Here is a 26,089-nt window from a genome sequence, read left to right as displayed (position 1 = left end):
GGCTCCCCCTGAACGGGAGCCCGGCCCTTCGCCGTGCGTACGGCTACGGCTTCTCGTTCCACACCCGCGAGCGCAGCGCCACGCCCGAGGTGCCCGATTCCGGTGTCTTCACCGCGAGGAACTGGTTCACGCCGATCCGGTTGCGCTCGAACGCGACCGCGGAGGCGGCCATGTAGAGCCGCCAGATCCTCGCCCGGCCCGGCGAGGTGTTCCGTACGGCGCGAGCCCAGTCGCCCTCCAGGTTGGCCACCCAGCGGCGCAGAGTCAGGGCGTAGTGCTCGCGGATGGCCTCGACGTCGCGGACCTCGAAGCCGGCGTCCTCCAGGGTGGCGAGGGTGCGGCCCATCGGGGCCAGCTCGCCGTCCGGGAAGACGTACGCGTCGATGAACTCGTCCACCTGGTAGGCGGCCTCGTCCGGCTCGGGGCGGCGGGAGATCTGGTGGTTGAGCAGCCGACCGCCCGGCTTGAGGAGGGCGTGCAGTATGTCGGCGTACTCGCGGTAGCGGACCGCGCCGACGTGCTCGGCCATCCCGATCGACGAAATGGCGTCGTACGGGCCGTCCTTGACGTCCCGATAGTCCTGGACGCGGATCTCGATCCGGTCGGTCAGGCCCTCCTCGGCGATCCGCTTGCGGGCGAAGGCGGCCTGCTCGCGGGAGAGGGTGATGCCGACGACCTGGGCGCCGTACTCGCGGGCCGCGTGCATGGCCATGGAGCCCCAGCCGCAGCCGACGTCGAGCAGCCGGTCGCCCTCCTTCAGGTTCAGCTTGCGGGCGATGAGGTCCAGCTTGTCGCGCTGGGCCTCCTCCAGGGTCCCGCCGTCCGTCCAGTACGCGCACGAGTAGACCATCGACGGCCCGAGGACCAGCTCGTAGAAGTCGTTGCCCACGTCGTAGTGGTGACTGATCGCCTGCTTGTCGCGGCGCTTGCTGTGGCGGGAGCCGGTGCGCCGGCGCATCTCCTCGGCGGGCGGCGCGGGCGGCGGGTACGGGCCGGCCAGCTTCAGCACGGCGCGCGCGGCGGCGCGCAGCTTCGGGTCGCGTACGGCCTCCAAGGAGCTCCTGGTCTCGTCCCCGCGCTCCCAGATCAGTCCCGCGAGCCGGTCGAGAACCTCGTAGAGGTCTCCCTCGACGTCGATCTCACCGGCCACCCAGGCGCGGGCGAGGCCCAGTTCGCCGGGCTTCCACAGCAGCCGGCGCAGGGCGCGGCGCTGCCGGACGATCAGGACGGGGGCGTCCGCGGGGCCGGACTCGCTGCCGTCCCAGGCGCGCAGACGTACCGGGAGCGGGACCCCCAGGAGATCCTCCGCGAGAGTGGTCAGCCGCAATGCGGCGTCGGCCATGGTGCACACCTCCGTGATGTCGTGCCCCAGAAATGCTCGTCACCACGTAAACACCCTCCGTAGGCGATTTTCGTCCCGTCGGCGCGCAACGACTCGGCAAAACACCCGGGCGGACTCCGACGGACCGGTGCGGACATGCCGAAGGGCCGTCCGCACCACGGATGGCGGACGGCCCTTACGGGGGTGTACTGCGGTGGAGCTAGGAGGCCTTGGCCTTCTCCTGGCTCGCGGCGGCGGCCGGAGCGGGAGCGGGCTTGGCCGCCTCGTAGAACTCCTCGCGCGGCGTCTCCATCGCACCGAGGGAGACGACCTCGCGCTTGAGGAACATCGCGAGGGTCCAGTCGGCGAAGACGCGGATCTTGCGGTTCCAGGTCGGCACGGCCATGCCGTGGTAGCCACGGTGCATGTACCAGGCGAGACGGCCCTTGAGCTTGATCTTCATCTTGCCCATGACGATCATCGCGACGCCCTTGTGGAGGCCGAGGCCCGCCACGGCACCCTTGTTGGAGTGCGAGTACTCCTTCTGCGGGAAGCCCCGCATGCCGGAGACCACGTTGTCGCCGAGGACCTTCGCCTGACGCAGCGCGTGCTGGGCGTTCGGCGGGCACCAGGCGTTCTCCACACCGGCCTTGCGGGCGGCGAGGTCCGGAACCTGGGCGTTGTCGCCCGCGGTCCAGATGTAGTCGGTGCCGGTGACCTGGAGCGTCGGCTGGGCGTCCACGTGGCCGCGCGGGCCGAGCGGGAGGCCGAAGCGGGCGAGCGCCGGGTTGGGCTTGACGCCCGCGGTCCACACGATCGTGTTGGAGTCGACCTCGAGGCCGTTCTTCAGCACGACGTGGCCGTCGACGCAGGAGTCCATCGACGTCGAGAGGTAGATCTCGACACCGCGGCCCTCGAGGTGCTCCTTGCCCCAGCGGCCCAGCTCCGGGCCGACCTCGGGAAGGATCTTGTCGGCGGCGTCGACCAGGATGAAGCGCATGTCCTCGCGCTTCACGTTGGTGTAGTACTTCGCCGCGTCGCGGGCCATGTCCTCGACCTCGCCGATGGTCTCCGCGCCGGCGAAGCCACCGCCCACGAAGACGAAGGTCAGCGCCTTGCGGCGGACGTCCTCGTCGGTCGTCGAGTCGGCCTTGTCCAGCTGCTCCAGGACGTGGTTGCGAAGGCCGATGGCCTCCTCCACGCCCTTCATGCCGATGCCCTGCTCGGCGAGGCCGGGGATCGGGAAGGTGCGGGAGACCGCGCCCATCGCGATGACCAGGTAGTCGAACGGCAGGTCGTAGGCCTCGCCGACGAGCGGCGCGACCGTGGCGACCTTGCGGTCCTGATCGATGGTGGTGACGCGACCGGTGAGCACCTCGGCTCCACGCACGACGCGTCGCAGCGGGACGACGACATGGCGCGGCGAGATGCTGCCTGCGGCGGCTTCGGGGAGGAAGGGCTGGTACGTCATGTACGAGCGCGGGTCGACGACCGTGACGGTCGCTTCCGCATAACGCATCTTCTTCAGAATGCGTCGTGCTGCGTACAGGCCTACGTACCCACCGCCTACTACGAGGATCCTGGGACGCTCCGTGGTGCTCATGCATCCGAGTATCCACCCCTCCCAGGGGGGTCGCTCGTGCGCCCCTTCACAAGGTCTCGGGGGACCTCTGCTACACTCCGCCGCCCACGTGACCTAGGTCATGGTCGTGCAAAGGAACCAGGGTGCGGGGGTGAACGTTGTTCACCCCTACTGAACTGGCCCGGAGAGCTGTCATTAACGCTGAACCACAGGGCCCGTTCACGCGATGGAAACATCGAGCGAACAACGCTCCCCGCCTACGAAAGAGCCCCGACAGGGGCGTTGGAGGCTCAGAAGGCCCTCCATGGCCCCCATCAGGGCCCTTTTCCTTGTGAAGAACTTCACGAACTTTCTCGGCGGACCGTTTCCGGACGTGCCACCGGGTGCCCGTTATGCCACGGACAGTGCGATTCCGTCGAGGATGTCGTGCTCGCTGACGACGACCTCGCGGGCCCCGGTCCGCTCCATGATCTCCAGCAGGACGAGAGCACCGGAGACGATCACATCGACCCGCCCGGGGTGCATCACGGGGATCGCGGCGCGCTCGGCGTGGGTGGAGCCGATCAGCGACGTGACGATCTCCTGGACCTGCTCGTACGAGATCCGGGAGTGGTGGATCTTCTCCGACCGGTACTCCGGGAGTCCCAGCGCGATCGCGGCGACCGTGGTCACGGAGCCCGCGAGCCCGACGAGCGTCTCGGCCGCGCGGATCGGGACGGTCTGCTCGGCGAGGTCGAGCGCGGCGCGGATGTCGGCGCGGATCGCGGCGATCTCGGCGGCGGCCGGCGGGTCGCTGCGGACATGCCGCTCGGTGAGCCGTACGCAGCCGATGTCGACGGACCGTGCGGCCTCGACGTGCTTGTTGCCGACGACGAACTCGGTCGAGCCGCCGCCGATGTCCACGACGAGGTACTTCTCCGTGCCGTGCAGCTCGGCCGTGGCGCCGGTGAAGGAGAACTCGGCCTCCTGGTCGCCGGAGATCACCTCGGGCTCGACGCCCAGGATGTCCAGGACGCCGGAGACGAAGTCGTCGCGGTTCTCGGCGTCGCGGGAGGCGGAGGTGGCCACGAAGCGGAGCTTCTCCGCGCCCAGCTCCTTGATGACGGCCGCGTACTCACGGCAGGCCGCGAAGGTCCGCTCCAGCGCCTCGGGCGCGAGCCGCCCGGTCTTGTCGACGCCCTGCCCGAGCCGGACGATCGTCATCCGCCGGTCGAGCTCGATCAGCTCGCCGGTGTCGGGGTGCACGTCGGCGACGAGGAGGCGGATGGAGTTCGTGCCGCAGTCGATTCCGGCGACCCGGGTCACTGGGCGGACTCCTTCTCTTCCGCGCACGGCGTGACGCACGGGCCCTTGGCCCACCACTCGGGCAGCATCGCGAGCGCCTCGTCGCCCAGGGGGTTCACCCCGGGGCCAGCGGCCAGCGAGTGGCCGACGAGGACGTGCAGGCACTTGACCCGGTCCGGCATTCCTCCGGCGCTCGGGAATCCCTCCAGGACCTCGATGGCGTCACGGCGGGCGATGTAGTCCTCGTGCGCGGCCCGGTAGGCGGCGGCCAGCTCCGGGTCGGTGCCGAGCCGGGCCTGCATCTCCTTCATGACCCCGTTGGCCTCCAGCGTGCCGATCGCCGAGGCCGCGCGGGGGCACGTCAGGTAGTACGTGGTGGGGAACGGCGTGCCGTCCGGGAGCCGCGGCGCGGTCTCGACGACGTCCGGGTTGCCGCAGGGGCAGCGGTGCGCGATGGCGCGCAGCCCCCGGGGCGGGCGGCCGAGCTGTTCCTCGAAGGCGGCGACGTCCGCGTCGGTGGGCTCGGTGCGTGCGGTCTGCGGAGGGGGCGTTTCCATGCCTGCGTCTGTCTTCTCGTCGGGGGCGGTCTGCTTCCGGGCGGGCCCGGTCGCGTGGGACGGACCGGACCGCGATGGGGCCGGCCGGGCCCGGGGTGTGGGCCCATCATCTCGCGCCGGGGCGCTAACGGCTCGCGTCGGCCCGGTCGACGCCGTCCCAGAGGTCGGAGTACCAGGGGCGGTCGGCCGCGCTCTGATCCTCGCGCCGGGCGCGCTCGGCCTCGGGGTCGTTCACGGTGAAGCCTGTCTCGCCGGGCAGCACGTAGTGCAGGTGCTCGCGGGCGAGGCGGCGGACGTAGGCCGGGTCCTGGAGGCGGGCCTTCTCGTCCCTCAGCTCCTCGACCCGGGCGGCGGCCTCGGCGGCCTGGCGCTCCTGCTCGGCGATCTCGCCGCGCTGGGAGACGTACTGCCGCATGGGGTAGGCGAGCGCCACCACCAGCGAGCAGACGACCAGGGCGAGGAAGGCCGCGCGGCCGGTGAGCCGCGAGCGGCGGGCCTGACGGCGGGTCTGGGAGCGGTAGACACGGGCGGCGGTCTGCTCGCCGAGCAGCCTGATCCGGGTCGCGGTCGAGAACCGGTCCCGGTCCTTCGCGGCCATGTCGTGTCGCCTCCCCTTCTCCTGCGCCGTAAAGCGTGCGTCCCCGCACACGGTACGGGACCGGGTGCGGGGACGTATGTACGACGGGCTGGACGGCCCTTGAGCCGCTACCGGCCCTGGGCCGACGCCGGCCTGAGCCGGTGTCGGCCCGTGAGCCGGTGTCAGCCCTTGAAGCGCGGGAAGGCGCTGCGGCCGGCGTAGACCGCGGCGTCGTCGAGGATCTCCTCGATGCGCAGGAGCTGGTTGTACTTGGCGACGCGCTCGGAGCGGGCCGGGGCACCGGTCTTGATCTGGCCGCAGTTGGTGGCGACGGCCAGGTCGGCGATGGTGACGTCCTCGGTCTCACCGGAGCGGTGGGACATCATGCACTTGAAGCCGTTGCGCTGGGCCATCTCGACGGCGTCCAGGGTCTCGGTCAGCGAACCGATCTGGTTGACCTTGACGAGCAGGGCGTTGGCGGTGCCCTCCTCGATGCCGCGGGCGAGGCGCTCAGGGTTGGTGACGAACAGGTCGTCGCCGACGATCTGGACCTTGGAGCCCAGCTTGTCGGTGAGCACCTTCCAGCCGGCCCAGTCGTCCTCGAACAGCGGGTCCTCGATGGAGACCAGCGGGTACGAGGAGACGAGCTCCTCGTAGTACTCGGTCATCTCGGCGGCCGTGCGGGACTTGCCCTCGAACTCGTACGAGCCGTCCTTGTAGAACTCGGACGCGGCGACGTCGAGCGCCAGCGCGATGTCCTTGCCCGGGGCGTAGCCCGCCTGCTTGATGGCCTCCAGGATGAGGTCGAGCGCCTCGCGGTTGGAGTCCAGGTTCGGGGCGAAGCCGCCCTCGTCGCCGAGGCCGGTGGACAGGCCCTTCGTCTTCAGGACGGCCTTGAGGGTGTGGTAGACCTCGGTGCCCCAGCGCAGGGCCTCGGAGAAGGACTCCGCGCCGATGGGCGCGATCATGAACTCCTGGATGTCCACGTTGGAGTCGGCGTGCGAGCCGCCGTTCAGGATGTTCATCATCGGAACGGGCAGCAGGTGCGCGTTCGGGCCGCCCAGGTAGCGGAAGAGCGGGAGGTCGGAGGCCTCGGACGCGGCGTGCGCGACGGCGAGGGAGACGCCGAGGATGGCGTTGGCGCCGAGCGAGGCCTTGTTGTCCGTGGCGTCCAGGTCGAACATGGCCTGGTCGATCAGGCGCTGCTCGGTGGCGTCGTAGCCGACGAGCTCCGGGCCGATCTGCTCGATCACGGCGAGGACGGCCTTCTCGACGCCCTTGCCCTGGTAGCGGTTCTTGTCTCCGTCACGGAGCTCAATGGCCTCGAACGCACCGGTGGAGGCACCGGACGGAACAGCAGCACGACCGGTGCTGCCGTCGTCGAGGCCGACCTCGACCTCGACCGTGGGGTTGCCTCGGGAGTCCAGGATTTCCCGGGCTACGACGACGTCGATGGACGGCACGAGCATCTCCTTCTGGGATGTGACGCTAGATGTGACGCTTGCTGTGCAGGGTCGCTTTGGCCTTGCGCCAAGAGCCTAACCGGCTCCGGGGCTCCGGCCCGCCCGGCGCCCGCCCCCTGGGACGAAAAAGGACCCGAGGGCAGGTATCCCGGGTCAAAACACCCCAGACCTACTCACCGGTAACGCGGGGTGAGGGGCTACGGGAACCCCGCATCCGGGAACCCGGGCGCACGCGGAGCCGGGAAACGCGGAACCCCGGCCCGGCACACACGGGGGAGGGTGCGCCGGGCCGGGGTGGTCACCGCGGGAGGGTCGGAGGGGCCGCGTGAGCCGCCGGACTCACGCGAACCGCCGGGCTCACTTCAGGTGAAGCTGCTGGCCCGGGTGGATCAGGTCGGCGTCCTCGACGACGTCCTTGTTCAGCTCGAAGAGCTTCTCCCAGCCGCCCTCGACCTTCTGGGCGGCGGCGATCTTGCTCAGGGTGTCGCCGGCGACGACCTTGTACTCGCCGTCACCCTTCGCGACCTTCTTGCCGGTCGGGGTGGTGACGGTCTTCGCCTCGGCCTTCGGGGCGGTCCGCTGCTCGCTGCGGGTCGTCGGCTGCTCGGCCTTGCGCTCGGGGGCGGCCGGAGCGGCCTGGGCCGGCGCGCTCTCGGCGGCGCCGGTGTACGCGGCGCCGGAGAGGCCCACGCCACAGCTCGGCCAGGCACCCTTGCCCTGGCCGGCCAGGACCTTCTCGGCGATCTGGATCTGCTGCGACTTCGAGGCCTGGTCGGCGGTGGCGGCGAACGCGGTGCCACCGTAGGCGGCCCAGGTGGAGGCGGAGAACTGCAGGCCGCCGTAGTAGCCGTTGCCGGTGTTGATGGCCCAGTTGCCGCCGGACTCGCACTGGGCGACGACGTCCCACTCGGAGGCGGTCGCGGCCGAGGCGGACCCGGCGGTCATGAGCGGCGCGGCGACGGCGACACCGGCGATGCCGGCGAGGGCGACGGCGCGGGTGGCCTTGGAGGCACGACGGTGTTTGCCCTTGGCGGAAAACAGCATGGGGAATCTCCTCACCGACGCCTACGAGGTGAGCTGTCGGGTTCGGGCCATGTGAGTTGCCCGGCCGCGCGACCTAGCGCGCGGCTTCACCCCAAGCCGCGTCCTCGGCCGCCTGTCTCAACGGCCGGGGGCGGCACTTACCTTGGGTCCCCCGCTCCTGCCTTCGGCGCATGACGCGACGACTGTTCCCATCGGCCGACGGCAGGATTCGGCGTATCGGTCGACGGGGCCCGCGGTGGCGAGCGGTGCTGACCGTAGACACAGACCTCTCCGAAGTTCAAAGAGGCCCATTGGGGAAATATCGCCCGTACCCACTTCGGGACGAAGGGTGTTTACGCAGGTGAGAGGTGACGGAAGCAAACTTTGCGGACGCGATATGCCAGTTGAGGCAAAGAGACCCATGTCTCAGTTGCACAGAACCGGACATACAGCCCCGAACTACCCCTTCGACGGGAGGAGATCGATCGTCAGGTCGAGGCTCTGGCCAGGGATGATGAGGTCGGGATCGGCACCCACCGTCGAGCGGTTGGCGTCATAGAGAGCGCCCCAGCCGCCCGGGAGTTCGTTCTCCCGTGCAATGTCGGTGAGGTTGTCGCCGGGCTTGACGGTGTATTCGCCCGAGTTGCCCTTGGTGTCCGTAACACCCGCGGAGTCCTTGGAGTCCTTGACATCCCCGGAGCCCGCTACATCCGTACTGTCCGACTTCTCCCCATTCCCGCCCGGGGTCGCCTCGCCTGTCGGCGCATCAGCCGGAGTGTCCGTTGGTGCGGCATGTCGACCGTTTTCACCACTCTTGCCCGGATTGGCCGTCTCCTCCGGGGCCGCGTCACCGCGGTGCTTACCGGTGCCCGGAGTCGCCGGCGCGGAAGGCGTGACGGAGGTCTCGGGGACGGCGGTCGGGCTCGACGTCGAGGGCGCGGTGGTCCCGGGGGTGACGGTCTCGGGGGTGGTGGCCCCGGGGGTGGCCGGAAGGCCCGCCGTCCGGTTCGACTCCTCGACCGGGCCCGTGGGCTCCTCCGGAGTGATCGCAGGCCCCGGGTCGACGCCGGGCGCGAGGCCGTCGTTCGTCAGTCCGGCGATCGGGGCGCAGGTGGCCCACTGCGTGGAGCCGGCGGCGAGCGCCTTGTCGGCAACCGCGATCTGCTGGGCACGGCTCGCGAGGTCCGCACTGGTCGCGTACGCCAGACCGCCGTACGTCTCCCAGGTCTCCTGCGTGAACTGCAGTCCGCCGTAGAGGCCGTTGCCGAAGTGTGCGCTCCACAGGCCGCCCGTCTCGCACTCGGCCACCCGGTCCCAGGTGGCGGCGTCGGCGGCGGAGGCGGAGCCCGCGGCGAGCAGCGGCATCGCCAGCGCGGATCCGGTCACGCCTGCGGCGACCACTATGGCGGGGGCCTGGCGGGGTCTGCGGTGTCGTCCGTTCCCGGAGCGCATACGGAGGGCCTTTCGCGTGACTGCTGAGATGACGGTGAACGTAGCGGCATTCGAACGTCAGTAACAAGTCGATGCAGCGGAGATCACGTAAAAGTCACAGTCTTGACGGACCGTCAGCCACCCAAAGGGGAGAACTCGACCGGAAGCGTGCGCAATCCACGCATGATGAGCCCGCCGCGCCACCGCAGATCGGCAGGATCGGCGGCAAGTCGCAGGTCCGGCAGGCGAGTCAGGAGCGTCGCGAGCGCGATCTGTCCCTCCAGCCGGGCGAGCGGAGCGCCGATGCAGTAATGGATGCCGTGCCCGTACCCCAGGTGCTGGTTGTCCCGCCGCGACAGATCAAGGGTGTTCGGCTCGTCGAAGCGCGCCGGGTCACGGTCGGCGGCGGCGAGCACGACGAGGACCGGGTCGCCCGCCGGGATCTCCTGCCCGCCGATGGTCAGCGGCTCCATCGCGTACCGCCAGGTCGCCATCTCCACCGGCCCGTCGTAGCGCAACAGCTCCTCGACACCGGTCTCCAGGAGTCCCCGCTCCCCCGCCGCGATCGAGGCCTGGAGCCGCTCGCGCTCGCCCGGGTTGCGCAGCAGGGCGTACACGCCGTTGCCGACCAGGTTGACCGTGGTCTCGAACCCCGCGAAGAGAAGGATGAAGGCCATGGCGGCGGCCTCGTTCTCGGTGAGGTGCTCGCCGTGGTCGGACGCCTTGATGAGCCCCGAGATCAGATCGTCGCCCGGGTCGAGCCGCTTGCGGTGGATCAGCTCCGCCAGATAGCCGCGCATCTTCTTGACCGACCGCGCCACCCCGCCGCGCGGCCCTCCGCCGTGCCGGATCATCATCCCGGCCCAGTCCCGGAAGTCGTCCTGGTCCTCGCGCGGAACGCCGAGCAGGTCGCAGATCGCGTAGATGGGCAGCGGGAACGCGAACTCGTGGATGAGGTCCGCCTCGCCCTTCGCCGCGAACGAGTCGATCAGCCGGTCCGTAAGCTCCTGCACCCGCGGTGCGAACTCGGCGACCCGGCGCGGCGTGAACGCCTTCGAGACCAGCCGGCGCAGCCGGGTGTGGTCGGGCGGGTCGATGTTGAGCAGATGCGTCATCAGCTCGGCCTTGCGCTCTCCCGGGATCCCCGTCTTCCCCTTGGCGTGCGCGGGCTCGTCGTGGTGCGCCGGGTTCTTCGACAGGCGCTGGTCGGCGAGGGCCTGCCGGGCGTCCGCGTACCGCGTCACCAGCCAGGCCTCGACCCCGCTGGGCAGCTTCGCCCGATGGACGGGCGCGTGCTCGCGCAGCCAGGCGTAGGCGGGGTACGGATCGGTCGCGAACTCCCAGGTGAAGAGCTCGGGGGCGGGGGGTTCGGCGGGGGGCGTGCTCACCCTGAGACGGTACAAGGTCGCCACGACACCGGCCCGCCGGAGGCCGGGGGGCCCGTGGTCGGTGGCGGAGGCCCGGGGGCCGGCGGCGCGTGGTCCCGCGGGGGTGCGCGAGAACCGGCGGGCGGGGCAACCGTCACGTGTCGTTGCGTCCACGGTCGAGATCCGCCGGGCACCCCCTAGATTCTCCGGAGTGGATGCCCAGTTGCTCAGGAGCACGTTCGCCGTCGTCGAGAGACGGGCCGAACACGCCGTCGCGTTCTTCTACTCCCATCTCTTCTGGAACAACCCGGGCGTCCGCGAGCTCTTCCCCGAGGACATGCGCCCCCAGCGCGACCGGCTCTTCGCCGCGCTCACCCATGTGGTGACCCATCTGGAGGACCCCGCGCTTCCGCGCTACCTCGCCCATCTGGGCCGCGACCACCGCAAGTTCCTGGCGACGCCCGCCCTCTACGCCGCCGTCGGGGCCAGCGTGACCGCCGCCTTCGCGCACACCGCCGGGGCCGCCTGGACCGTCGAGGCCGAGAAGGCGTGGACCGAGGCGTACGGGTACGTCGCCGACCTGATGATGCGGGGCGCCGAGGCGGCGGCGGAGGACGGGGAACCGGCCTGGTGGGACGCCGTCGTGGCGCGCCACGAGCGGCTCGGCGAGGACCTGGCGGTGCTGACGCTGCGCCCGCGCCGGCCCTTCACGTATCTGCCCGGGCAGTACGCGGGCGTCAGCTCGCTGCGGGTCCCCCGGGTGTGGCGGACGTACTCCCTGGCCAACGCGGCCCGGGCGGACGGCACCGTGGATCTGCACATCAGCCGGATCCCGGGCGGCGCGATGAGCACCGCGCTCGTCGACGAGGTGCGCGAGGGCGAGCCGCTGCGGCTGAGCGCGCCCGGCGGCGCGCTGATCTCACGGACGGCGCCGGACGCACCCCGGACCTATATCGCGGCAGGCACCGGCTGGGCGCCGGTCAAGGCGCTCCTCGAGGAGGTGGCCGGGGGGCCCGAGGGGACCGAGGCCCGGCTCTTCCTGGTCGCCCGGGCCAAGGAGTACCTGTACGGGCGGGAGGACGTCGCGCGCCTGAAGGAGCGGATACCCGGGCTGAACGTCACATACATAGCCTCCGCGCCGGACCACCCGCGCGACCAGGCGACCGAGCGGCTGATCCACGCGCTGTACGCCTGCGGCAACTGGCCTTCCCACGACGTGTACCTCGCGGGCCCGCCCGGCTTCCTCGCCGAGACCCTGCCCGTCCTGGAGCACCTCGGCGCGGCCCGGCTCCACCACGACCACCTGCCGGCCACGGGCCGTCTCCGCCCCCGCCCGGCCTCCACCGCCGAGTGGCTCATCGAGCCCCCGGAACCCTTCTGGCACAACCCCGAGGCCCGCGCTCCCCGCCTGCCCTGAGGCTCAGGCGGTCGGAACGCCCTCCGCCGCGCGGATCGTGTCGCGGTAGGCGCGGGCCGCGGCCCGCAGTGCCGCCTCCGGGTCGACGCCGGAGGCCTCCGCGCGGGCGGCCAGGGCGAGCAGCTCGTAGCCGATGCCCTCGCCCGTCGGCAGGGCCACGTCCAGGCCGGCCGTGCGTACCCGGCCCGCCAGCTTCGCGGCGAGCGCGAGCCCGGGCTGCCCCAGTGGCACCCCGTCGGTCACCGACGCGCGCTGCTTCTCGATCGCCTTCGTGCGCAGCCAGTGCTCCTTGACCTCCTCCGGCGTCTCGGCCGTCGCGTCGCCGAAGACGTGCGGGTGCCGGTGGATCAGCTTCTCCACGATCGTCCCGGCCACGTCGTCGACGGAGAACGGCTCCTCCTCGTGGTCCTCGGCGATCCGGGCGTGGAAGACGACCTGGAGGAGGACGTCCCCGAGCTCCTCGCGCAGCTCGCCGCGGTCGCCGTCCTCGATGGCCTCGACGAGTTCGTACGCCTCCTCGATGCCGTACTTGGTGAGCCCCTTGTGCGTCTGCTGCGAGGACCACGGGCATTCGCGGCGGATGCGGTCCATGACCTGCACCAGGTCGAGGAGGCGGGCGCCGGGCAGGTCGTACGAGCCGGGCAGGAGCTCCAGGTCGGGCATGGTGACGCGGCCGGAGCCGGCCAGCCGGGCGAGCCCGTCGGTCAGGGCCTGGTCGCCCTCGCCGGAGGGCAGGACCACGACGGTCCGTCCCCCGGCACAGGCGTCGACGAGCTCCTGCGCGGCGGGGCGGGCGTGCTCGACGGCGACACCCGCCTCGCGGAGGTACGGCAGCTGCGGGTGGTGCTCGTCGCCGCACAGCACCCGGTCCGCTCCGTGCAGCGCCTGCCACGCGGGCCAGGACAGCAGTCCGGGCGCCACGCGGTGGCTGGCGGTGAGCAGAACGATACGGCCGGGCTCGACGGGTGCTTCAGCGTTCACCCTTCGACCTTACGTGGGGCGGGCACCCTCTAGGCGCCCGCTTCCGCGGCCGCCTGGTCCTGGGTGATCGGGCGCACCCAGGACGGGGTGTACGTGCCCAGCTGGATCTTCTTGTCGTCCCAGGCGCCGAAGCGCGGGTTCACGTCGATGTCGAGCGCCTTCGACGCGGCCGTGAAGACCTCGGTGAGCTTCTGCTGGCCCTCGGGGGTGTTCTCGATGCCGAGCTTCGCGGCGATCTTGTTCATGAGGACCGTGCGGCGGACGACCGTGTCGATCTGGTCGGGGGCGATGCCCTGCTGCTGGAGCAGCATCGCGGCGAGCTGGGTCTCGCCGCCGCTCTGCTCGGCGAACTCGCCGCGCGCCTTCTGGATCTCCCCGCGGGAGGCGGTGATCCCGTTGTCCGCGGCGACCTTGTCCACGACCTTGTCGAAGATCATCACGTTGAGCTTCTCGCGGCTGAGGTCCCCGGTCGCCTGGATCAGCTCCGCCGCCTGCGGCGACGCCTGCTGCGCGGTCCGGACGTCGCGCACCTGCGCCTGGAGGCTGGACACCTCGATCCGTTCGCCGCCGACGACCGCAGCGGCCCCTGGGTGGGGCTCACCACCGCATGCGGCGAGGAGCGGGGCCGCGGCGAGGAGCGCGGCGGAGACGGAGAGCGCAGTGCGGCGGTGCAAAGGAGCCTCCCGGCGTGGGTCGTTCAACAGGTGTGGCGCGATGGGGGTCCCCCCGGACGGAGTCTGGGGGAGCCTCGTTGAGGGGTGGTGGTCGGGCGACGGGCGGGATCAACGGCCTTGCGTTGATCGATGTTAGGCAGTCGCCGTGGCCTGGGCCACTACTTCGACGCGACTGCCTCGATCAACGACTCACGTGTTCGGGTGGTGGCGGCCCGCGGACCGATCGGCCCCGGAACGTCCGCGTTCGTCGCCTTCACCAGGAAGTGCGGGCGGCGCTTCACCTCGTAATAGATGCGGCCCACGTACTCGCCGACCAGCCCCAGCATCACCATCTGCACCCCGGCCAGCGCCGTGACGATGACGAGCAGCGTGACGTATCCGGGGGTTTCCACGCCCTTCACCAGGGCGACGCCGACGATCCAGGCCGCGTATGCCAGAGCCACGGAGACGAGGATCATTCCCATGTACACGGCGGCCCGGAGCGGCTTGTTGTTGAAGGAGAGCAGCCCGTCGAGTCCGTAGTTGAGCAGCTTTCCGAAGGTCCATTTCGAGCGGCCCTCCTCACGCACCGCATTCTCGTACTCGAATGTGGTGGTGCGGAATCCGACCCAGGCGAAAAGGCCCTTGGAGAATCGGTTGTACTCGGTGAGTTCGAGGATCGCGTCGACGGTGCGGCGGGAGAGCAGCCGGAAATCGCCGACCCCGTCCACCAGCTCCACGTCCACCAGGCGGTTGATCGCCCAGTAGTAGGCGCGCGCGGTCAGCGTGCGGGTGACCCGGTCGCCCTTGCGGGTGCGCCGGGCGATGACCTGGTCGTACCCCTCGGAGTACAGGCCCACCATGCGGTGCACGAGCTCCGGCGGGTGCTGGAGGTCCGCGTCCATGATGACGACGGCGTCGCCCTCCGCGTGCTGGAGGCCGGCCAGCATCGCGGCCTCCTTGCCGAAGTTCCGGCTGAAGGAGACGTAGCGGGCGCGCGGGTCGGAGGCGGCGATCTCCTCCAGGAGCGGGAGCGTACGGTCATGGCTTCCGTCGTCCACATAGACCAGCTCGAATTCGCCGTCGAAGCGGGAGAGTTCGGTGGTCACATGGTCGTGGAAGCGACCGATGATCTCTTCTTCGTTGAAACACGGGATCACGATCGAGAGCAGCACACCGGCCACGACAACCCACCCGGATGTCGTCGGCCGATTCGAAACATGACGGCAAGGCGACCATTGAGTGAACTGGCCCCGGGGGAACACAATTTCGCGTTCCGTACTGGCATATTCACACCATCATGCCTGATCAGACGAGACGGATCGTGGGCCGCGCCGCCGCCCTCGCCGCGTTCCTCACCGCGTTCGCCGTCTGCGCGGGAGACGCCGTCGCCCGCACCTTCCCGTTCGGGCCCGAGCGGCGCGGCGTCAACGACCTGTCCAACCAGTTCGTCCCGTACCACGCCCATCTGTGGGACCTGCTGCACGGGAAGGCCGAGGGCGGGCTGCTCCTCAACTGGCAGTCCGGCTGGGGCACCAGCTTCCTGCCCGACCTCGGAACGTACCTGGGCAGCCCGTTCGCGCCCCTCGTCGCGCTCTTCCCGCGCGCGGACATCGAGTACGCGGTCTATGTCGTCACGATCCTGAAGATGGCCGCCGCGGCGGCCGCCATGACGGTGGCGCTGCTGCGGCTTCGGCCGGGCCCCTGGTGGGCGGCGGCGGTGCTGGGCGCCTCGTACGGACTGTGCGGCTGGGCCGTCATGGAGGCCACGTACAACCCGATGTGGCTGGACGGTCTGATCGCCTTCCCGCTGCTGTGCCTGGTCGGCGACTGGGTACGGGAGGGACGTCGGCCGCTGCTCGGACCGGCGGTCGTCGCCGTGTGCTGGGTCGCGAACTTCTACACCGCGTACATGGCCACCATCGGCGCGGCCCTGGTGCTTCTCGTCCGTCTCCTCCTGGCGAACGAGCTCAGGATCCGTGTCCTGGTGCGGGCCGTGGTGACCGTGCTGCTCGGGATCGGGCTCGCCGCGCCGCTCCTGATGCCGGTCTTCCTCGGATCCACGCGCGCGTACCCCGGTGTGACGAGGCAGTTCCAGCCGGTGGACTGGACGGACTTCCTCGCGCGGCTGCTTCCGGCGACGTACAGCTTCTCCTCGCCCGCCGCTTTCCTCGGTACGGGGACCCTGCTGCTCGCGGGCGCGCTGCCGTTCCACCGGAAGGTGCCGCGGCGGGAGCGCCTGGTGTGGGCCGGGTTCGCCGTCGCCGTCGCCGTGTCGATGCAGTGGGGGCCCACGCACCTGGTGTGGCATGTCTTCGCCACGCCCAACGGCAGCCCATACCGGCAGACCTTCGTTCTCTGCGGCGTCCTGGTCCTCGCCGCCTGGCTCGCCCTCTCCCATGGCTGGCCGGGACGGCGGGAGCTGCTCGGCGGAGCGGGCGTGGTGGCGGCGGTCGCCGTGGGCGCGACGGCCAGCGAGCTGGTGACCGGCTGGACGTACCCTCTGCTCGCCGCCGGCCTCGCGGCGGCCGGCGGCGCGCTGTGGTCGGCCGCCAGGGGGCGGGGACGGTACGCGGTCGTGGCGGCGGTGCTCCTCGCGGGGTCGCTCGTCGGGCAGGCCGCCGCGACGACGGCGTACGCGGACCGGGAGCGGCTGTCCCGGCTCGACGACTATCCGGCCTGGGGCGCGGAGCAGGACCGGCGGACGGCGGCGCTCGCGGAGGCCGACGGCTGGCCGGAGTACCGCACCGACTCCGGCCGTCCGCAGATCACCGGCAACGAACCGCTTCTCCTGGGTGGCCAGGGCGTCGCGTACTACAGCAGCCACACCCCCGAGGTGCTGACGAGGACGCTGGCCGCGCTCGGCGGTGGCTGGACCTCGCGCGGCCGCAATCTGCAGAGCCTCGACAACCCGGTGACGGACGCGCTGTTCGGAGTCGGCGCCCGGTGGCGGGACGACCGGGTGGTGCGGACGGAGCAGGCGCTGCCGCTGGTGACGGTACGTGCGGAGGGCGCCGACGCTCCCCGGTACGGGGCCTCGCCGTTCCGGAACCAGGAGATGCTGCTGGGCGCGTCCGTCTACACGCTGCCCGCCGACGGGGTCTGCCCGGTCGGCAGCGAGGTCTTCCTCTGGGCGCCCGACATGCGGGGGACCGCCCGGCTCGGTCCCGGCGGTCGGACGGTGAGGCTCGCGGGCGGGATGCCGAAGTGGCGGGCCGCGCTCACCTCGCTGGGCCCGCAGGGGACGGCGGGCACGAAGCCGGTCCTGAAAGGCAACGGCACACGCGGCCACCAGGTCGGCTGCCTGGACCGCGAGCGGCTGAGGACGGCGGTGGACGCCCTGCGCGCGAGGGCGGCGGCCTCGATCACCTCCGTCCAGGTCACCGACAGCGGCATCCGCGCCGAACTCCCGCCGGGAACGAAGGGGACGGTGGTGCTCGCGTCCCCGCGCATCGCGGGCTGGACCTGCGACGACCGCCCCGCCGACTCGTACGGCGGCCTGGTGGCGACCAGGATCGACGGCCGGACGTCGGTGACCTGCGACTTCCACCCACCAGGCCTACGAGCGGGCCTGGCGGCGGGGACGGCGGCACTGATCCTGTCGGCTGCTCTGACGGCCTGGGAGCGAAGGACGCGGCACCGCCGGCGGGCCGGGACGCCGGACCCGCTCACGGACGGGGCGCGAGAGCGGGGAGTGACACGGGAGTCGGCCGATGCGCTCACCTGAGTGAGCAAGGACACGAACCCCCCGGCTGTGTGGATTCTGTGCGTCGACTGTACGGTCCCTCTGGAATATCCATTCGAGGGGAGGCCCCGCCATGCCCGGAATCAGGGGAGCCGACAGCAAGAAAGAGCCGGGCACGCGTCTCTTCGCGCTGGACGGCATCCGGATCACCGCAGCCCTGGTCGTGGTGCTTTACCACTACATAGGCCTCAATACGGCATGGGACAGGAACACGGCCGAGCTGTTCCCCGCGCTCCGGCCCTTCGCGGTGTACGGCTGGCTCGGTGTCGAGATCTTCTTCATCGTCAGCGGCTTCGTCATCTGCATGAGCGTCTGGGGACGCACCGTCGGCGATTTCGCCGTGTCCCGGGTGTCCCGGCTGTTCCCCGCCTACTGGGCGGGCATCGCGCTGACCGCGCTCACCCTCTACCTCCTGCCTGAGGTCAAGGAACTCCGTCACATAGAGGAGTGGAGCGACGTCCTCGTCAACCTGACGATGATGCAGGGCGGTCTGGGCGTCGGGCATGTGGACCACTCGTACTGGACGCTGTTCGTGGAGCTCAAGTTCTACGCACTCTTCGCGCTTGTCGTGTTCCGCGGCGTCACCTATCGCAATTGCGTCATTTTCTGCGGAATCTGGACATTGGCGGCGGTCGCCGCACCGACCACCGACTTCCGGCTGCTCCACTTCTTCTCGATGCCGCAGTACGCGCCGTACTTCATAGCCGGCATCGCCTTCTACCTGATGCACCGCTACCGGCCCACCATGCTGCTGTGGGCGATCGTCGGGGTCCAGTTCCTCCTCGCCCAGCAGTACGTCCGCGGACGGATGCGGACGAACCTCGGCCTCCAGCTCTCGGAGCAGCTGCCGACCTGGCCCGCGCGGCTGGTCATCGCACTCGGCTTCCTCGCGATCGCGGCCGTCGCGCTCGGTTTCCTCGACCGCATCCAGTGGCGCTGGCTGAAGACCGCGGGAGCGATCACGTACCCGCTCTACGTGATCCACATGGCGGTGGGCATCACGCTCATCCACCACTTCCGCGACCGGGTCCCGCCCGTCGCCCTCGTCACCTCGGTGACGGCCGCCATGCTGGTCGCGTCCTGGCTGATACACCGTCTCGTGGAGCGCCCGCTGTCGAAGCGCCTGCGCTCGGGGATGCGGCGCGGGGTCCAGGAGATACGTCTCAACACCGCGGCGCCGACGCCCGCCGGCGCGGAGTCGGCGTCGGGTTCGGGGTCGGGTTCGGGGTCGGCTTCGGTTCCGGTCGGGGATCGTGCCCGCGACATGGCCATGGCGTCGGCGGGCGACACGGGCCGCTGAGGCCTCGCCCGTAGGTCAGTAGTCCCGCCGGAGGCCCACGTCCGGCGGGACCGGGCCCGACGGCGCCCGGAGCCGCCATCGGACCTCCCCGTCGTGCCACTCGTCGGTGGGTGCGAGCCCGACGGCGGTGGCGACGGCCGCGGACGCCGCGTGGTCGGGGTGGATGTGCGCGACGAGGGTCCGCACCCCTTGCGCGCCGAGCCACCCGACAAGCCCCCGCGCCGCCTCGACGGCGATCCCACGCCCCTGCCACCGGGCTCCCACGATCCAGGCGACCTCGGCGGCCTCCCTGCCGTCGACGGTCGCCTGCACGGTCCCGACGAGGCTCCCTCCGTCCCGGAGCCGAACGACCCAGTTGCACCAGGAGACCCCGGGCTCGGGCGATCCCGCGACGAGCCGCTCGTAGCGGGCGTGCAGCGCTTGCGGGGTGGGCGGGGCGCCACCGATGAAGCCGTAGAGCGCCGGGGCGCCCAGCACCCCGGCCATCTCCTCGGCGTGGTGAACGGCGAGGGGGAGCAGGGTGAGCCGGGGGGTGCGGACGGGCTCGGGCTGAAGGGTCACGCGGGCGGCCTCCGGGGGTGGGTGCGTCGACCGAGTATGGCGGTGGGGATCCCACAGACAAATTTGTCAGTACTTGTGGGCCCGTTGCCGCCCTCGCAGCATGGATCACGCATCCACCGCCCCCTCCTGACAGGAGCACACCCATGCCAGGCCACCACCACCCCGTACCCGTGACCGTCCTCGGGCTGGGCTCGATGGGGAGCGCGCTGGCCCGGGCGTTCATCGACGCCGGGCACCCGACGACCGTCTGGAACCGGACCGCGTCGAAGGCCGCGCCACTCGTCGCCAAGGGGGCCGTGCCCGCCCGGACGGTGCAGGAGGCGGTCGGGGCCGGCCGGCTGGTCGTCGCGTGTCTCACCACGTACGACGACACCATCGAGGCCCTCCGGCCGGCCGCCGGCGTGCTCGACGGGCGGGCTCTGGTGACGCTCAACAGCGGGTCGCCGGCCGGCGCGCGCCGGATGGCCGCGTGGGCGGGCGGGAACGGTGCGCGCTTCCTCGGCGGGGCGGTCAAGAACGTGCCGGCCGCCGTCGGAGCCGAGAGCACGCTCCTCTACTACGGCGGCGACCCCGCCGCCTTCGAGGAGTTCGAGGCGACGCTCCGGGTGCTGGGCGGCGACACCGTCCATCTCGGTCCCGACCCCGACCTCGCCGCCCTGTACGAGATGGCGGTGGGCGGCACGTTGCTGCCCGCGCTCGTCGGCTTCTTCCAGGGCGCGGCCGCGTTGCGGGCCCGCGGGCTCGACGCGGCCTCGATGGTGGGGTTCAGCGTCAAATGGTTCGAGATGATCAACTCCGTCCTGCCCGTCTTCGCCGAGGAGATCGACAGCGGCGACTACAGCGAACCCGCTTCCTCGGTGGGCATGTTCCTCGCCGGAGCCGCCCATGACGAGGAGTTCGGCAGGGAGGCGGGTCTCGACGTGGAGTGGCACAAGCCGTTCCACGAGCTTCTGCGGCGGGCGGTCGAGGCCGGGCACGGCGGGGACAGCATCTCCGCGCTGACGGAGGTGCTCAGGAAGCCGCAGTGAACGTGACGAAGGGCCGGACCCATCGGGTCCGGCCCTGCGTCGCACGCGGAGGCGTCGTCAGCTCGTGACGGGCTCCAGGCAGAGCACGAACTTCTCGTAGTCCCACTCCTGCGCGAGCGCGGTGGAGCCGCCGCACTTCTCCATGTCGAAGGTGCCCTCGACGACCTTGGTGACCTTGTAGAGGTCCGGCACCTTGTCCGTGCACTTCTTGGTGTCGACCTTGGGGTCGTTCTCCTTGCCGGACACGGTGATGCAGTCGCCGACCTCGGCATGCGTGGGGATGTCACCGTTGATTTCCGCCCAGCCGAACTTCACCGCGAGGGCGATGGCGATCGCCACGACGACGCCGAGGATCTTCCTGCCGACGCCACCCTTCGGCTTCTGGGGCTCGGCGGGCGCGAGGGGCTGGTCGGGGGTGGCGGGCGGCGGCGTCGTCATGAGGGATTCCTTGGGGACGTGAGCATGATCAGACGCGAACGCTACATCGCCCCGAACGGGCAAAACGGACCCAAAAGATCCACTTCTCCATCAGTTGTGGACTCGTGATCCTGGCGCCCCGTCAGGCGAACCGGCCCATCTGCTGCTGCCGCGCCAACGCACGCCGCAGATCCGTCGGAAGCGCGTGATACGGGCCGTACGTCCGCTCCGTGTCGTACAGCAGCGCCTGGAGCTGCTGGTGGCCGGCCGTGTGGTCGCCCGTCGCCAGGAGCAGCATCCCGATCCGCCGCCGGATGTCGAAGAACCGGGCCTGGTCCGCGCCCTGTTCATGGAACGGCAGGAGCGCGCGGTACTCCGTCAGCGCGGCCGCCGTCTCCCCCAGCTGCTCCAGGCACTGCGCCGCCTCGTAGCGGAACTGGAGGGTCTGCGGGTCGGCCGGGCCGGCCTCGGCCGCGCGGTCGTCGGCGAGGCGGCGCAGCTCCGGGAGGGCGCGGCGGTACTGGCCGTCGTCCATGAGGGTCGTCGCGTACTGCTTGCGCAGGATCCGAACGACGGGCGAATGCTCGCCGTGTTCGACGGCGGCCGCCGGGAGGATCGAGCCGAGGAGGTCGACGGCCCGCGTGAGGGAGCCCTCGCCGAGCAGCCGCTTGACCTCGTCGACGGTGGCGGCCACGTCGGGGCGCGCGACGGGCGGTGCGACCGGCTGTGCGGGGACGGACGCCCGGTCGGGCCAGGGCGCGTGCGGGCGCAGGAAGGGACGTGTCGGGTCGAGCGGCCCCGCGGGGGCGCCGCGCGCGGGCAGCAGCGGCAGCAGCGCCTCGTACACCTCGTGCGCACCGGAGGGGCGGTGTTGGGGGTCCTTGGCGAGCAGCCGCAGGACGAGCGCCTCCAGGGCCTCCGGCACCTCGGGGCGCAGCCGGCGCACGGGCACCGGGGGCTCGTAGAGGTGGCGGTGCAGGACCCCGAGCGCGGTCGAGCCGGCGAACGGCACGTTTCCGCTGAGGAGTTCGTGGAGCAGGATGCCGAGCGCGTACAGATCCGTGTACGGGCCGACGGCGCCGCCCATCGCCTGCTCGGGCGCCATGTAGGCGGGGCTGCCGATGGGCGAACCGGTGTGCGTGAGGCGGGTGGTGTCGGTGTCCAGGACCGAGGCGACGCCGAGGTCGAGGACGGTGACGGTGCCGTCGGGACGCACCATCACGTTGCGCGGCTTGAGGTCGCGGTGGACGATCGGGACCGCGTGCACGGCGGCCAGCACCGCGCACAGCTGCGCGGCGACGGAGACGGCCCACTCCCAGGGGTACGGGTCGTGCTCGGCGAGATGGTCGGCGAGGTCCGCGCCGTCGAGGTACTGCATGACGAGGTAGAGGTCGTCGCCGTCGCTGCCTGCGTCGTGGACGGTGACCAGGCCGGGGTGGTCGACCTGGGCCGTGACCCGGCACTCGCGCACGAAGCGGCGCCGGAGCTCCTCCGCCGCGGTGGCGGGGCCGGTCATGGTGGCGGGGCGGAGCAGCTTGACGGCCACGCGGCGGTCGAGCCGTCCGTCGTACGCCGTCCACACCTGCCCCATGCCGCCCTGGCCGATGACCGTGGAGAGTTCGTAACGGCCGTCGATGAAGCGTCCGTTCACTTCCCCTCTTCCTTACGGAGGAGGTTGCTGAGCTCGTCCAGTTCGGCGCGGACCTGGTCGGTGCGGGGCGGGGTGGGGTGGTCGGTGGGGGGCATGGCCTGGGGAGCGTTCGGCTGGGAGGCATGCGGCTGGGGTGCGGCGTACTGCTGAGGCGAGGCATACGGCTGAGGCGTGGCGTACGACTGGGGTGCGGCGTACGGCGGTTGAGGCGCCGTCGCGGCCGTCGCGGGATACCCGTACCCGTAGCCGCCGGCGTACGGCCCGACAGGGGTGACCGGCACGGCCGGCATGACCGGCTTCTGGTGGTGCCTGATGTCGACGACCAGGTAGTACGCGGTCACGGCGGCCATCTGCACCAGCAGTCCGGCCATGCCCACGTCCGAGATCCAGTGGTCGGCGAGGCGCTGCTCCAGCGTGGACAGACAGGCGATGTTGAGCACGAGCTGCCCCCAGAACAGCACCCAGTCCCTGGCGGTGCGTCGCATGATCGCGATCCGCAGCATCCCGATCCACGCGAAGAACCCGAAGGAGAGCACGACCAGCACGCAGATGATCACGCGCACGGCGATCACGCCCGCCGACGGGCCGGGGCGCGGTGGCGTCATGGGCGCGTGACCGTGCATGGGTGCAGCTCCTCGGGTACGAACGGGCGAGGCGGAGTACGAGCGTATAAGGCGACACACATACCCGGCCCAGGGTTGTACGGAAGCCATGTCGCACCCGTCACTGCCGCCCCGTCACTTCCGTCCTGTCACTGCGATCGCACCGTCATTCCGGCTGCACCGTGCCGTCCGCGAGTCCGTCGTACAGGCCCTGCACCAGCTGCTCGCCGAGCCTGCCCGCCAGCCGCAGCGCGTCCTCGAACGCGCCGAGCGCGCGGAAGCGTTCGCCGTAGCGTCGCTGCTCGGTGAGGGGCAGTCGGGGCAGTTGGAGGCGGCGGACGTCGAGTCGGGTGGCGGTGGAGGCGAAGCTGCTGGCCTGCCGGTTGTTCGCGGTACCGCGCAGGAAGCCGGCGAGGAACCAGGGGTCGACCGCGGCCGGATCGGGGCGCAGGAGCTGGAGGTTGCGGCCGAGGGCGGCGCCGGCGGTGGTGGCGTCGACGACACGGGCGATGGAGCCGCCGCCGAGGACGGGGACGACGACATCGCCCTCCTCGACGAGGACGGGGTCCTCGGCGGGGCCGTCGGGGAGCGTCCCTGAGGGCGCGGCTCCGGAGAGGACGTCGTGCTCGGTCAGGACGGGGCCGCCGGCCGGGGAGGTGCCGGCGCCGCCGGACCGGAGCTGGAGGGCTCCGGCGCGGGCGAGTTCGCCGACCGTGGTGAGGGTGCGGGCCGCGGCACGGGCGGGGGCGGCCGGGGTGGGGGCGAGGGCGAGGGTGCGGCGCAGGGTCTCGTCCAGGCTCGCGCGGACGGCTTCGAGTTCGGCGGCGGAACCGCCCGCGGCGGGGTCGGCCAGGTGGCGGGCGGGGGCGAGGTCGACGTCGTCGTCGAGGAGTTCGATGACGGGGACGGACCGGCTGACGCCGGGTTCGTCCCGGCCGCTCCAGGCGTCGAGGACCGCACCCTGGACGGTCTGCCAGGGCAGCTTGTCGCGTCCACCGTCCGGGACGAGGGAGGTGGTGTCGACGAGGAGCAGTTCGGGGGCGGGCCGGTGGTCGCGGCCGGGGCGGTTGAGCACCCAGAGATGGAGCGGGATGCCGTACGGGGGCGCGGCGCCGGCGGGCAGGGCGATCACGGCCCGCAGGGCGCCGCGGCGCAGCAGGTCGGCGCGGATGCGGCGGCCCGAGCGGCGGGAGGCGACGGCGGGGGGCATGAGCAGAACGGCGGTGCCGCCGTCGCGGAGCCGGGCGAGGGCGTGCTGGACCCAGGCCAGTTCGGACTCGGTGCGGGCCGGGAAGCCGTACTCCCAGCGGGGGTCGTAGGCGAGTTCGTCATGCCCCCAGCCTCGTTCGTTGAACGGGGGGTGGCACAGGACGGCGTCGGCGGAGAGCGCGGGGAAGGCGTCGGCGCGCAGGGTGTCGCCGGCGGCGGAGCGGATGTCGGCGTCGCCGTGGAGGGCGAGGCGCAGGGCGGTGAGGGCCGCGAGTTCGGGGTCGGCGTCCTGCGCGTAGAGCGCGGAGGGGCGCGGGACGGCCCGCAGCAGTCCGCCGGTGCCGGAGGCGGGGTCGAGGACGGTCGGAGCGGGGCCGGCGCCGCCGGCCTCGGCGACCAGCGCGGCCATCAGCTCGGCGAGGCCCGGCGGGGTGAGCGTGTACTGACGCGGGTTGGCGTCCAGGTGACGGCCGAGCAGGAACTCGAAGGCCTGGCGTGCGCCGAGTTCGGCCGCGAGTTCGGCGGCGCCGCGCATCAGGGGCACGGAGGGGGCGAGTTCGCCGGGCGCGGGGGTCCGCACGGCGCGGTCGAGCCCGAAGCGGGCGGTCAGAAGCTCTTCGAGCGCGGACGGCAGGACGTCGGCCAGGCGCTCGTCGGAGAGCGCGGCGGCCTCGAGCCATCCGGTGGGCCGGTCCCGTACGAGCAGGAGGGCGCAACCGGTGTGGACGAGGGCGGTGACCGTCCCGGCCGGGTGGGCGGCGAGCTGTTGCCAGACGCGCTCGCGGAGCGGGACCTCGACGAGCTTTCCCTGGTCGCGCAGCCACTGCTCGATGTCCGCGAGGGCGAAGGAGGGGCTGGTCTCGGTACCTCCCACGGGCTTGGGGAAGTCCTCGTGGCGGCGTCGCCAGTTGCTGACGGCGGCCCGGCCGACGCCGGCGAGCCGGGCGATTCCGGCGGCGGTGACCTCTGCTGCGTGCTCGTCCGGCACCTGTCCGTCTCCCCTCGTGCGTCCGTGAACACCGAGCATACCGATGACACCGGTTCACAGTGTGAGTCGATCCAAATCTTGTGAACCTGGTTGACTCGGTTCACAAGCTCTGCTGTGATTGACCCATCGCAAACGGAGTTCACACCAGCGCCCCGGAAGGTGCCACAGCCATGTCTCACACCACCGCCCCGCAGCAGCAGCGCAACTGGTTCGCCCGCCACAAGACCCTCACCGCCACCGGCGCGATCGTCGCGCTCGTCGTGATCGGAGCGACGGGGTGCGAGGGCGGCGACACCTCGTCCCCGAAGAGCTCGGCCAAGCAGGAGCAGCCGGCGAAGCAGGGCGGCGACAGCAAGGCCCCGGCGGAGAAGAAGGCCGTCACGATCGCGGGCGACGGCGACTTCGAGGTCGGCAGCGACGTGAAGCCGGGCCTCTACCGCACGAGCGGGAACGAGGACGCCATGTGCTACTGGGAGCGCGCCAAGGACTCCTCGGGCGACACCGACTCGATCCTCGCGAACGACAACGTCACGGGCACGAGCTACGTGGAGGTGAAGGCCTCGGACAAGCTCTTCAAGTCCTCGGGCTGCAAGGAGTGGGAGGCCGTGGACAAGAAGGCCACCGGCACCCCGAAGGCGGCGCCGAAGGGTGATGGCGGCATGTTCAAGGTGGGCGTCGACATCGCCCCCGGCACGTACAAGTCGACGGGCAACACGGACGACGGCTGCTACTGGGAGCGCGCGAAGGACGCGAGCCACAGCACGGACTCGATCCTGGCGAACAACAACGTCTCCGGAACGGCGATCGTGAAGGTCTCGGCGTCGGACGCCTACTTCAAGACCTCGGGCTGCGGCGACTGGGTCAAGACGGGCTGAGGCCCGACCTCAACAGCGCCCGGAAAACCGAAGCGGCCCGCCCCGAGAGACTCGGGG

22 protein-coding genes and 1 riboswitch are annotated in these 26,089 nt (G+C 71.3%); of the genes, 5 read left to right on the top strand and 17 right to left on the bottom strand.

The window, feature by feature from the left end; genetic code table 11:
• Window positions 1–43 precede the first annotated feature (43 nt).
• The 9 genes from ACFC0D_RS32795 to ACFC0D_RS32755 all read right to left on the bottom strand — a co-directional run bounded on the left by ACFC0D_RS32795 (window position 44) and on the right by ACFC0D_RS32755 (window position 10,626).
• The gene (locus ACFC0D_RS32795; protein ID WP_376443984.1) at window positions 44–1,342 is read right to left on the bottom strand and encodes a class I SAM-dependent methyltransferase; all 1,299 of its coding nucleotides are present in this window, start codon (window positions 1,340–1,342) and stop codon (window positions 44–46) included.
• Window positions 1,343–1,541: 199 nt separating this feature from the next.
• Window positions 1,542–2,924, bottom strand: a complete 1,383-nt coding sequence (locus tag ACFC0D_RS32790) for an NAD(P)/FAD-dependent oxidoreductase (RefSeq protein WP_329119745.1) — start codon at window positions 2,922–2,924, stop codon at window positions 1,542–1,544.
• 369 nt (window positions 2,925–3,293) lie between these two features.
• Window positions 3,294–4,208 (bottom strand): exopolyphosphatase, encoded by a 915-nt coding sequence (locus ACFC0D_RS32785; RefSeq protein WP_376443981.1) that lies wholly within the window; start codon window positions 4,206–4,208, stop codon window positions 3,294–3,296.
• Complete coding sequence (locus ACFC0D_RS32780) at window positions 4,205–4,744, bottom strand: DUF501 domain-containing protein (RefSeq protein ID WP_329119742.1); 540 nt, start codon at window positions 4,742–4,744, stop codon at window positions 4,205–4,207. Before ACFC0D_RS32780 ends, ACFC0D_RS32785 begins: the two co-directional genes overlap by 4 nt.
• Window positions 4,745–4,868: 124 nt before the next feature.
• Window positions 4,869–5,342: a septum formation initiator family protein gene (locus ACFC0D_RS32775; RefSeq protein WP_376443978.1), complete on the bottom strand. Its 474-nt coding sequence runs from the start codon at window positions 5,340–5,342 to the stop codon at window positions 4,869–4,871.
• Between the two features lie 161 nt (window positions 5,343–5,503).
• Window positions 5,504–6,790 (bottom strand): phosphopyruvate hydratase, encoded by a 1,287-nt coding sequence (gene eno / locus ACFC0D_RS32770; protein ID WP_376443974.1) that lies wholly within the window; start codon window positions 6,788–6,790, stop codon window positions 5,504–5,506.
• A gap of 351 nt (window positions 6,791–7,141) precedes the next feature.
• Entirely contained in the window at window positions 7,142–7,828 is a 687-nt protein-coding gene (locus ACFC0D_RS32765; RefSeq protein ID WP_376443972.1) for a transglycosylase family protein, read from the bottom strand.
• A 3-nt stretch (window positions 7,829–7,831) separates the two neighbouring features.
• A riboswitch (cyclic di-AMP (ydaO/yuaA leader) is annotated at window positions 7,832–8,007 on the bottom strand.
• 259 nt (window positions 8,008–8,266) lie between these two features.
• On the bottom strand, window positions 8,267–9,193 hold the full coding sequence (locus tag ACFC0D_RS32760; RefSeq protein ID WP_376443969.1) for a transglycosylase family protein: 927 nt from the start codon (window positions 9,191–9,193) through the stop codon (window positions 8,267–8,269).
• A gap of 179 nt (window positions 9,194–9,372) precedes the next feature.
• Entirely contained in the window at window positions 9,373–10,626 is a 1,254-nt protein-coding gene (locus tag ACFC0D_RS32755) for a cytochrome P450 (RefSeq protein WP_376443966.1), read from the bottom strand.
• Between the two features lie 190 nt (window positions 10,627–10,816).
• Between ACFC0D_RS32755 and ACFC0D_RS32750 the strand changes: the two genes are divergently transcribed.
• Window positions 10,817–12,022 (top strand): globin domain-containing protein, encoded by a 1,206-nt coding sequence (locus tag ACFC0D_RS32750; RefSeq protein ID WP_376443963.1) that lies wholly within the window; start codon window positions 10,817–10,819, stop codon window positions 12,020–12,022.
• A gap of 3 nt (window positions 12,023–12,025) precedes the next feature.
• Here the strand turns inward: ACFC0D_RS32750 and ACFC0D_RS32745 are convergent, their stop codons facing one another.
• From ACFC0D_RS32745 to ACFC0D_RS32735, 3 genes are all read right to left on the bottom strand, one after another.
• Entirely contained in the window at window positions 12,026–13,003 is a 978-nt protein-coding gene (locus tag ACFC0D_RS32745) for a nucleoside triphosphate pyrophosphohydrolase (RefSeq protein ID WP_376443960.1), read from the bottom strand.
• 29 nt (window positions 13,004–13,032) lie between these two features.
• Window positions 13,033–13,677 carry a SurA N-terminal domain-containing protein gene (locus tag ACFC0D_RS32740; RefSeq protein WP_376443957.1) on the bottom strand — a complete coding sequence of 215 codons (645 nt, stop codon included), beginning with the start codon at window positions 13,675–13,677 and terminating at the stop codon, window positions 13,033–13,035.
• Between the two features lie 158 nt (window positions 13,678–13,835).
• A complete protein-coding gene (locus tag ACFC0D_RS32735; protein ID WP_376443988.1) occupies window positions 13,836–14,831 on the bottom strand; it encodes a glycosyltransferase family 2 protein in 996 nt (331 codons plus the stop codon).
• A gap of 125 nt (window positions 14,832–14,956) precedes the next feature.
• On the opposite strand from ACFC0D_RS32735, the gene ACFC0D_RS32730 reads away from it, so the two are divergent.
• Together ACFC0D_RS32730 and ACFC0D_RS32725 are read left to right on the top strand one after the other, a co-directional pair.
• Window positions 14,957–17,383, top strand: coding sequence for a YfhO family protein (locus tag ACFC0D_RS32730; RefSeq protein WP_376443954.1), 2,427 nt, complete (start codon window positions 14,957–14,959; stop codon window positions 17,381–17,383).
• Window positions 17,384–17,474: 91 nt separating this feature from the next.
• The gene (locus tag ACFC0D_RS32725; protein ID WP_376443952.1) at window positions 17,475–18,701 is read left to right on the top strand and encodes an acyltransferase family protein; all 1,227 of its coding nucleotides are present in this window, start codon (window positions 17,475–17,477) and stop codon (window positions 18,699–18,701) included.
• Between the two features lie 15 nt (window positions 18,702–18,716).
• Here ACFC0D_RS32725 and ACFC0D_RS32720 read toward each other — a convergent pair whose 3' ends face one another.
• The gene (locus tag ACFC0D_RS32720; RefSeq protein ID WP_376443949.1) at window positions 18,717–19,262 is read right to left on the bottom strand and encodes a GNAT family N-acetyltransferase; all 546 of its coding nucleotides are present in this window, start codon (window positions 19,260–19,262) and stop codon (window positions 18,717–18,719) included.
• A 143-nt stretch (window positions 19,263–19,405) separates the two neighbouring features.
• Between ACFC0D_RS32720 and ACFC0D_RS32715 the strand changes: the two genes are divergently transcribed.
• Window positions 19,406–20,290 (top strand): NAD(P)-dependent oxidoreductase, encoded by an 885-nt coding sequence (locus ACFC0D_RS32715; RefSeq protein WP_376443946.1) that lies wholly within the window; start codon window positions 19,406–19,408, stop codon window positions 20,288–20,290.
• Window positions 20,291–20,347: 57 nt separating this feature from the next.
• Here ACFC0D_RS32715 and ACFC0D_RS32710 read toward each other — a convergent pair whose 3' ends face one another.
• From ACFC0D_RS32710 to ACFC0D_RS32695, 4 genes are all read right to left on the bottom strand, one after another.
• Window positions 20,348–20,728 (bottom strand): hypothetical protein, encoded by a 381-nt coding sequence (locus tag ACFC0D_RS32710; protein ID WP_376443943.1) that lies wholly within the window; start codon window positions 20,726–20,728, stop codon window positions 20,348–20,350.
• A gap of 121 nt (window positions 20,729–20,849) precedes the next feature.
• A complete protein-coding gene (locus ACFC0D_RS32705) occupies window positions 20,850–22,358 on the bottom strand; it encodes a protein kinase (protein ID WP_376443940.1) in 1,509 nt (502 codons plus the stop codon).
• Window positions 22,355–22,981, bottom strand: coding sequence for a hypothetical protein (locus ACFC0D_RS32700; protein WP_376443937.1), 627 nt, complete (start codon window positions 22,979–22,981; stop codon window positions 22,355–22,357). The genes ACFC0D_RS32705 and ACFC0D_RS32700 overlap by 4 nt, the downstream gene beginning before the upstream one ends.
• A 145-nt stretch (window positions 22,982–23,126) precedes the next feature.
• The gene (locus ACFC0D_RS32695; RefSeq protein ID WP_376443934.1) at window positions 23,127–25,196 is read right to left on the bottom strand and encodes an N-6 DNA methylase; all 2,070 of its coding nucleotides are present in this window, start codon (window positions 25,194–25,196) and stop codon (window positions 23,127–23,129) included.
• 131 nt (window positions 25,197–25,327) lie between these two features.
• On the opposite strand from ACFC0D_RS32695, the gene ACFC0D_RS32690 reads away from it, so the two are divergent.
• Complete coding sequence (locus ACFC0D_RS32690) at window positions 25,328–26,032, top strand: hypothetical protein (RefSeq protein ID WP_376443931.1); 705 nt, start codon at window positions 25,328–25,330, stop codon at window positions 26,030–26,032.
• Window positions 26,033–26,089: the final 57 nt, after the last annotated feature.

It is taken from the genome of Streptomyces sp. NPDC056222 (assembly GCF_042264065.1).
In the GTDB taxonomy this organism is placed as follows: Bacteria; Actinomycetota; Actinomycetes; order Streptomycetales; family Streptomycetaceae; genus Streptomyces.
This window is presented reverse-complemented; position numbering and strand designations above follow the sequence as displayed.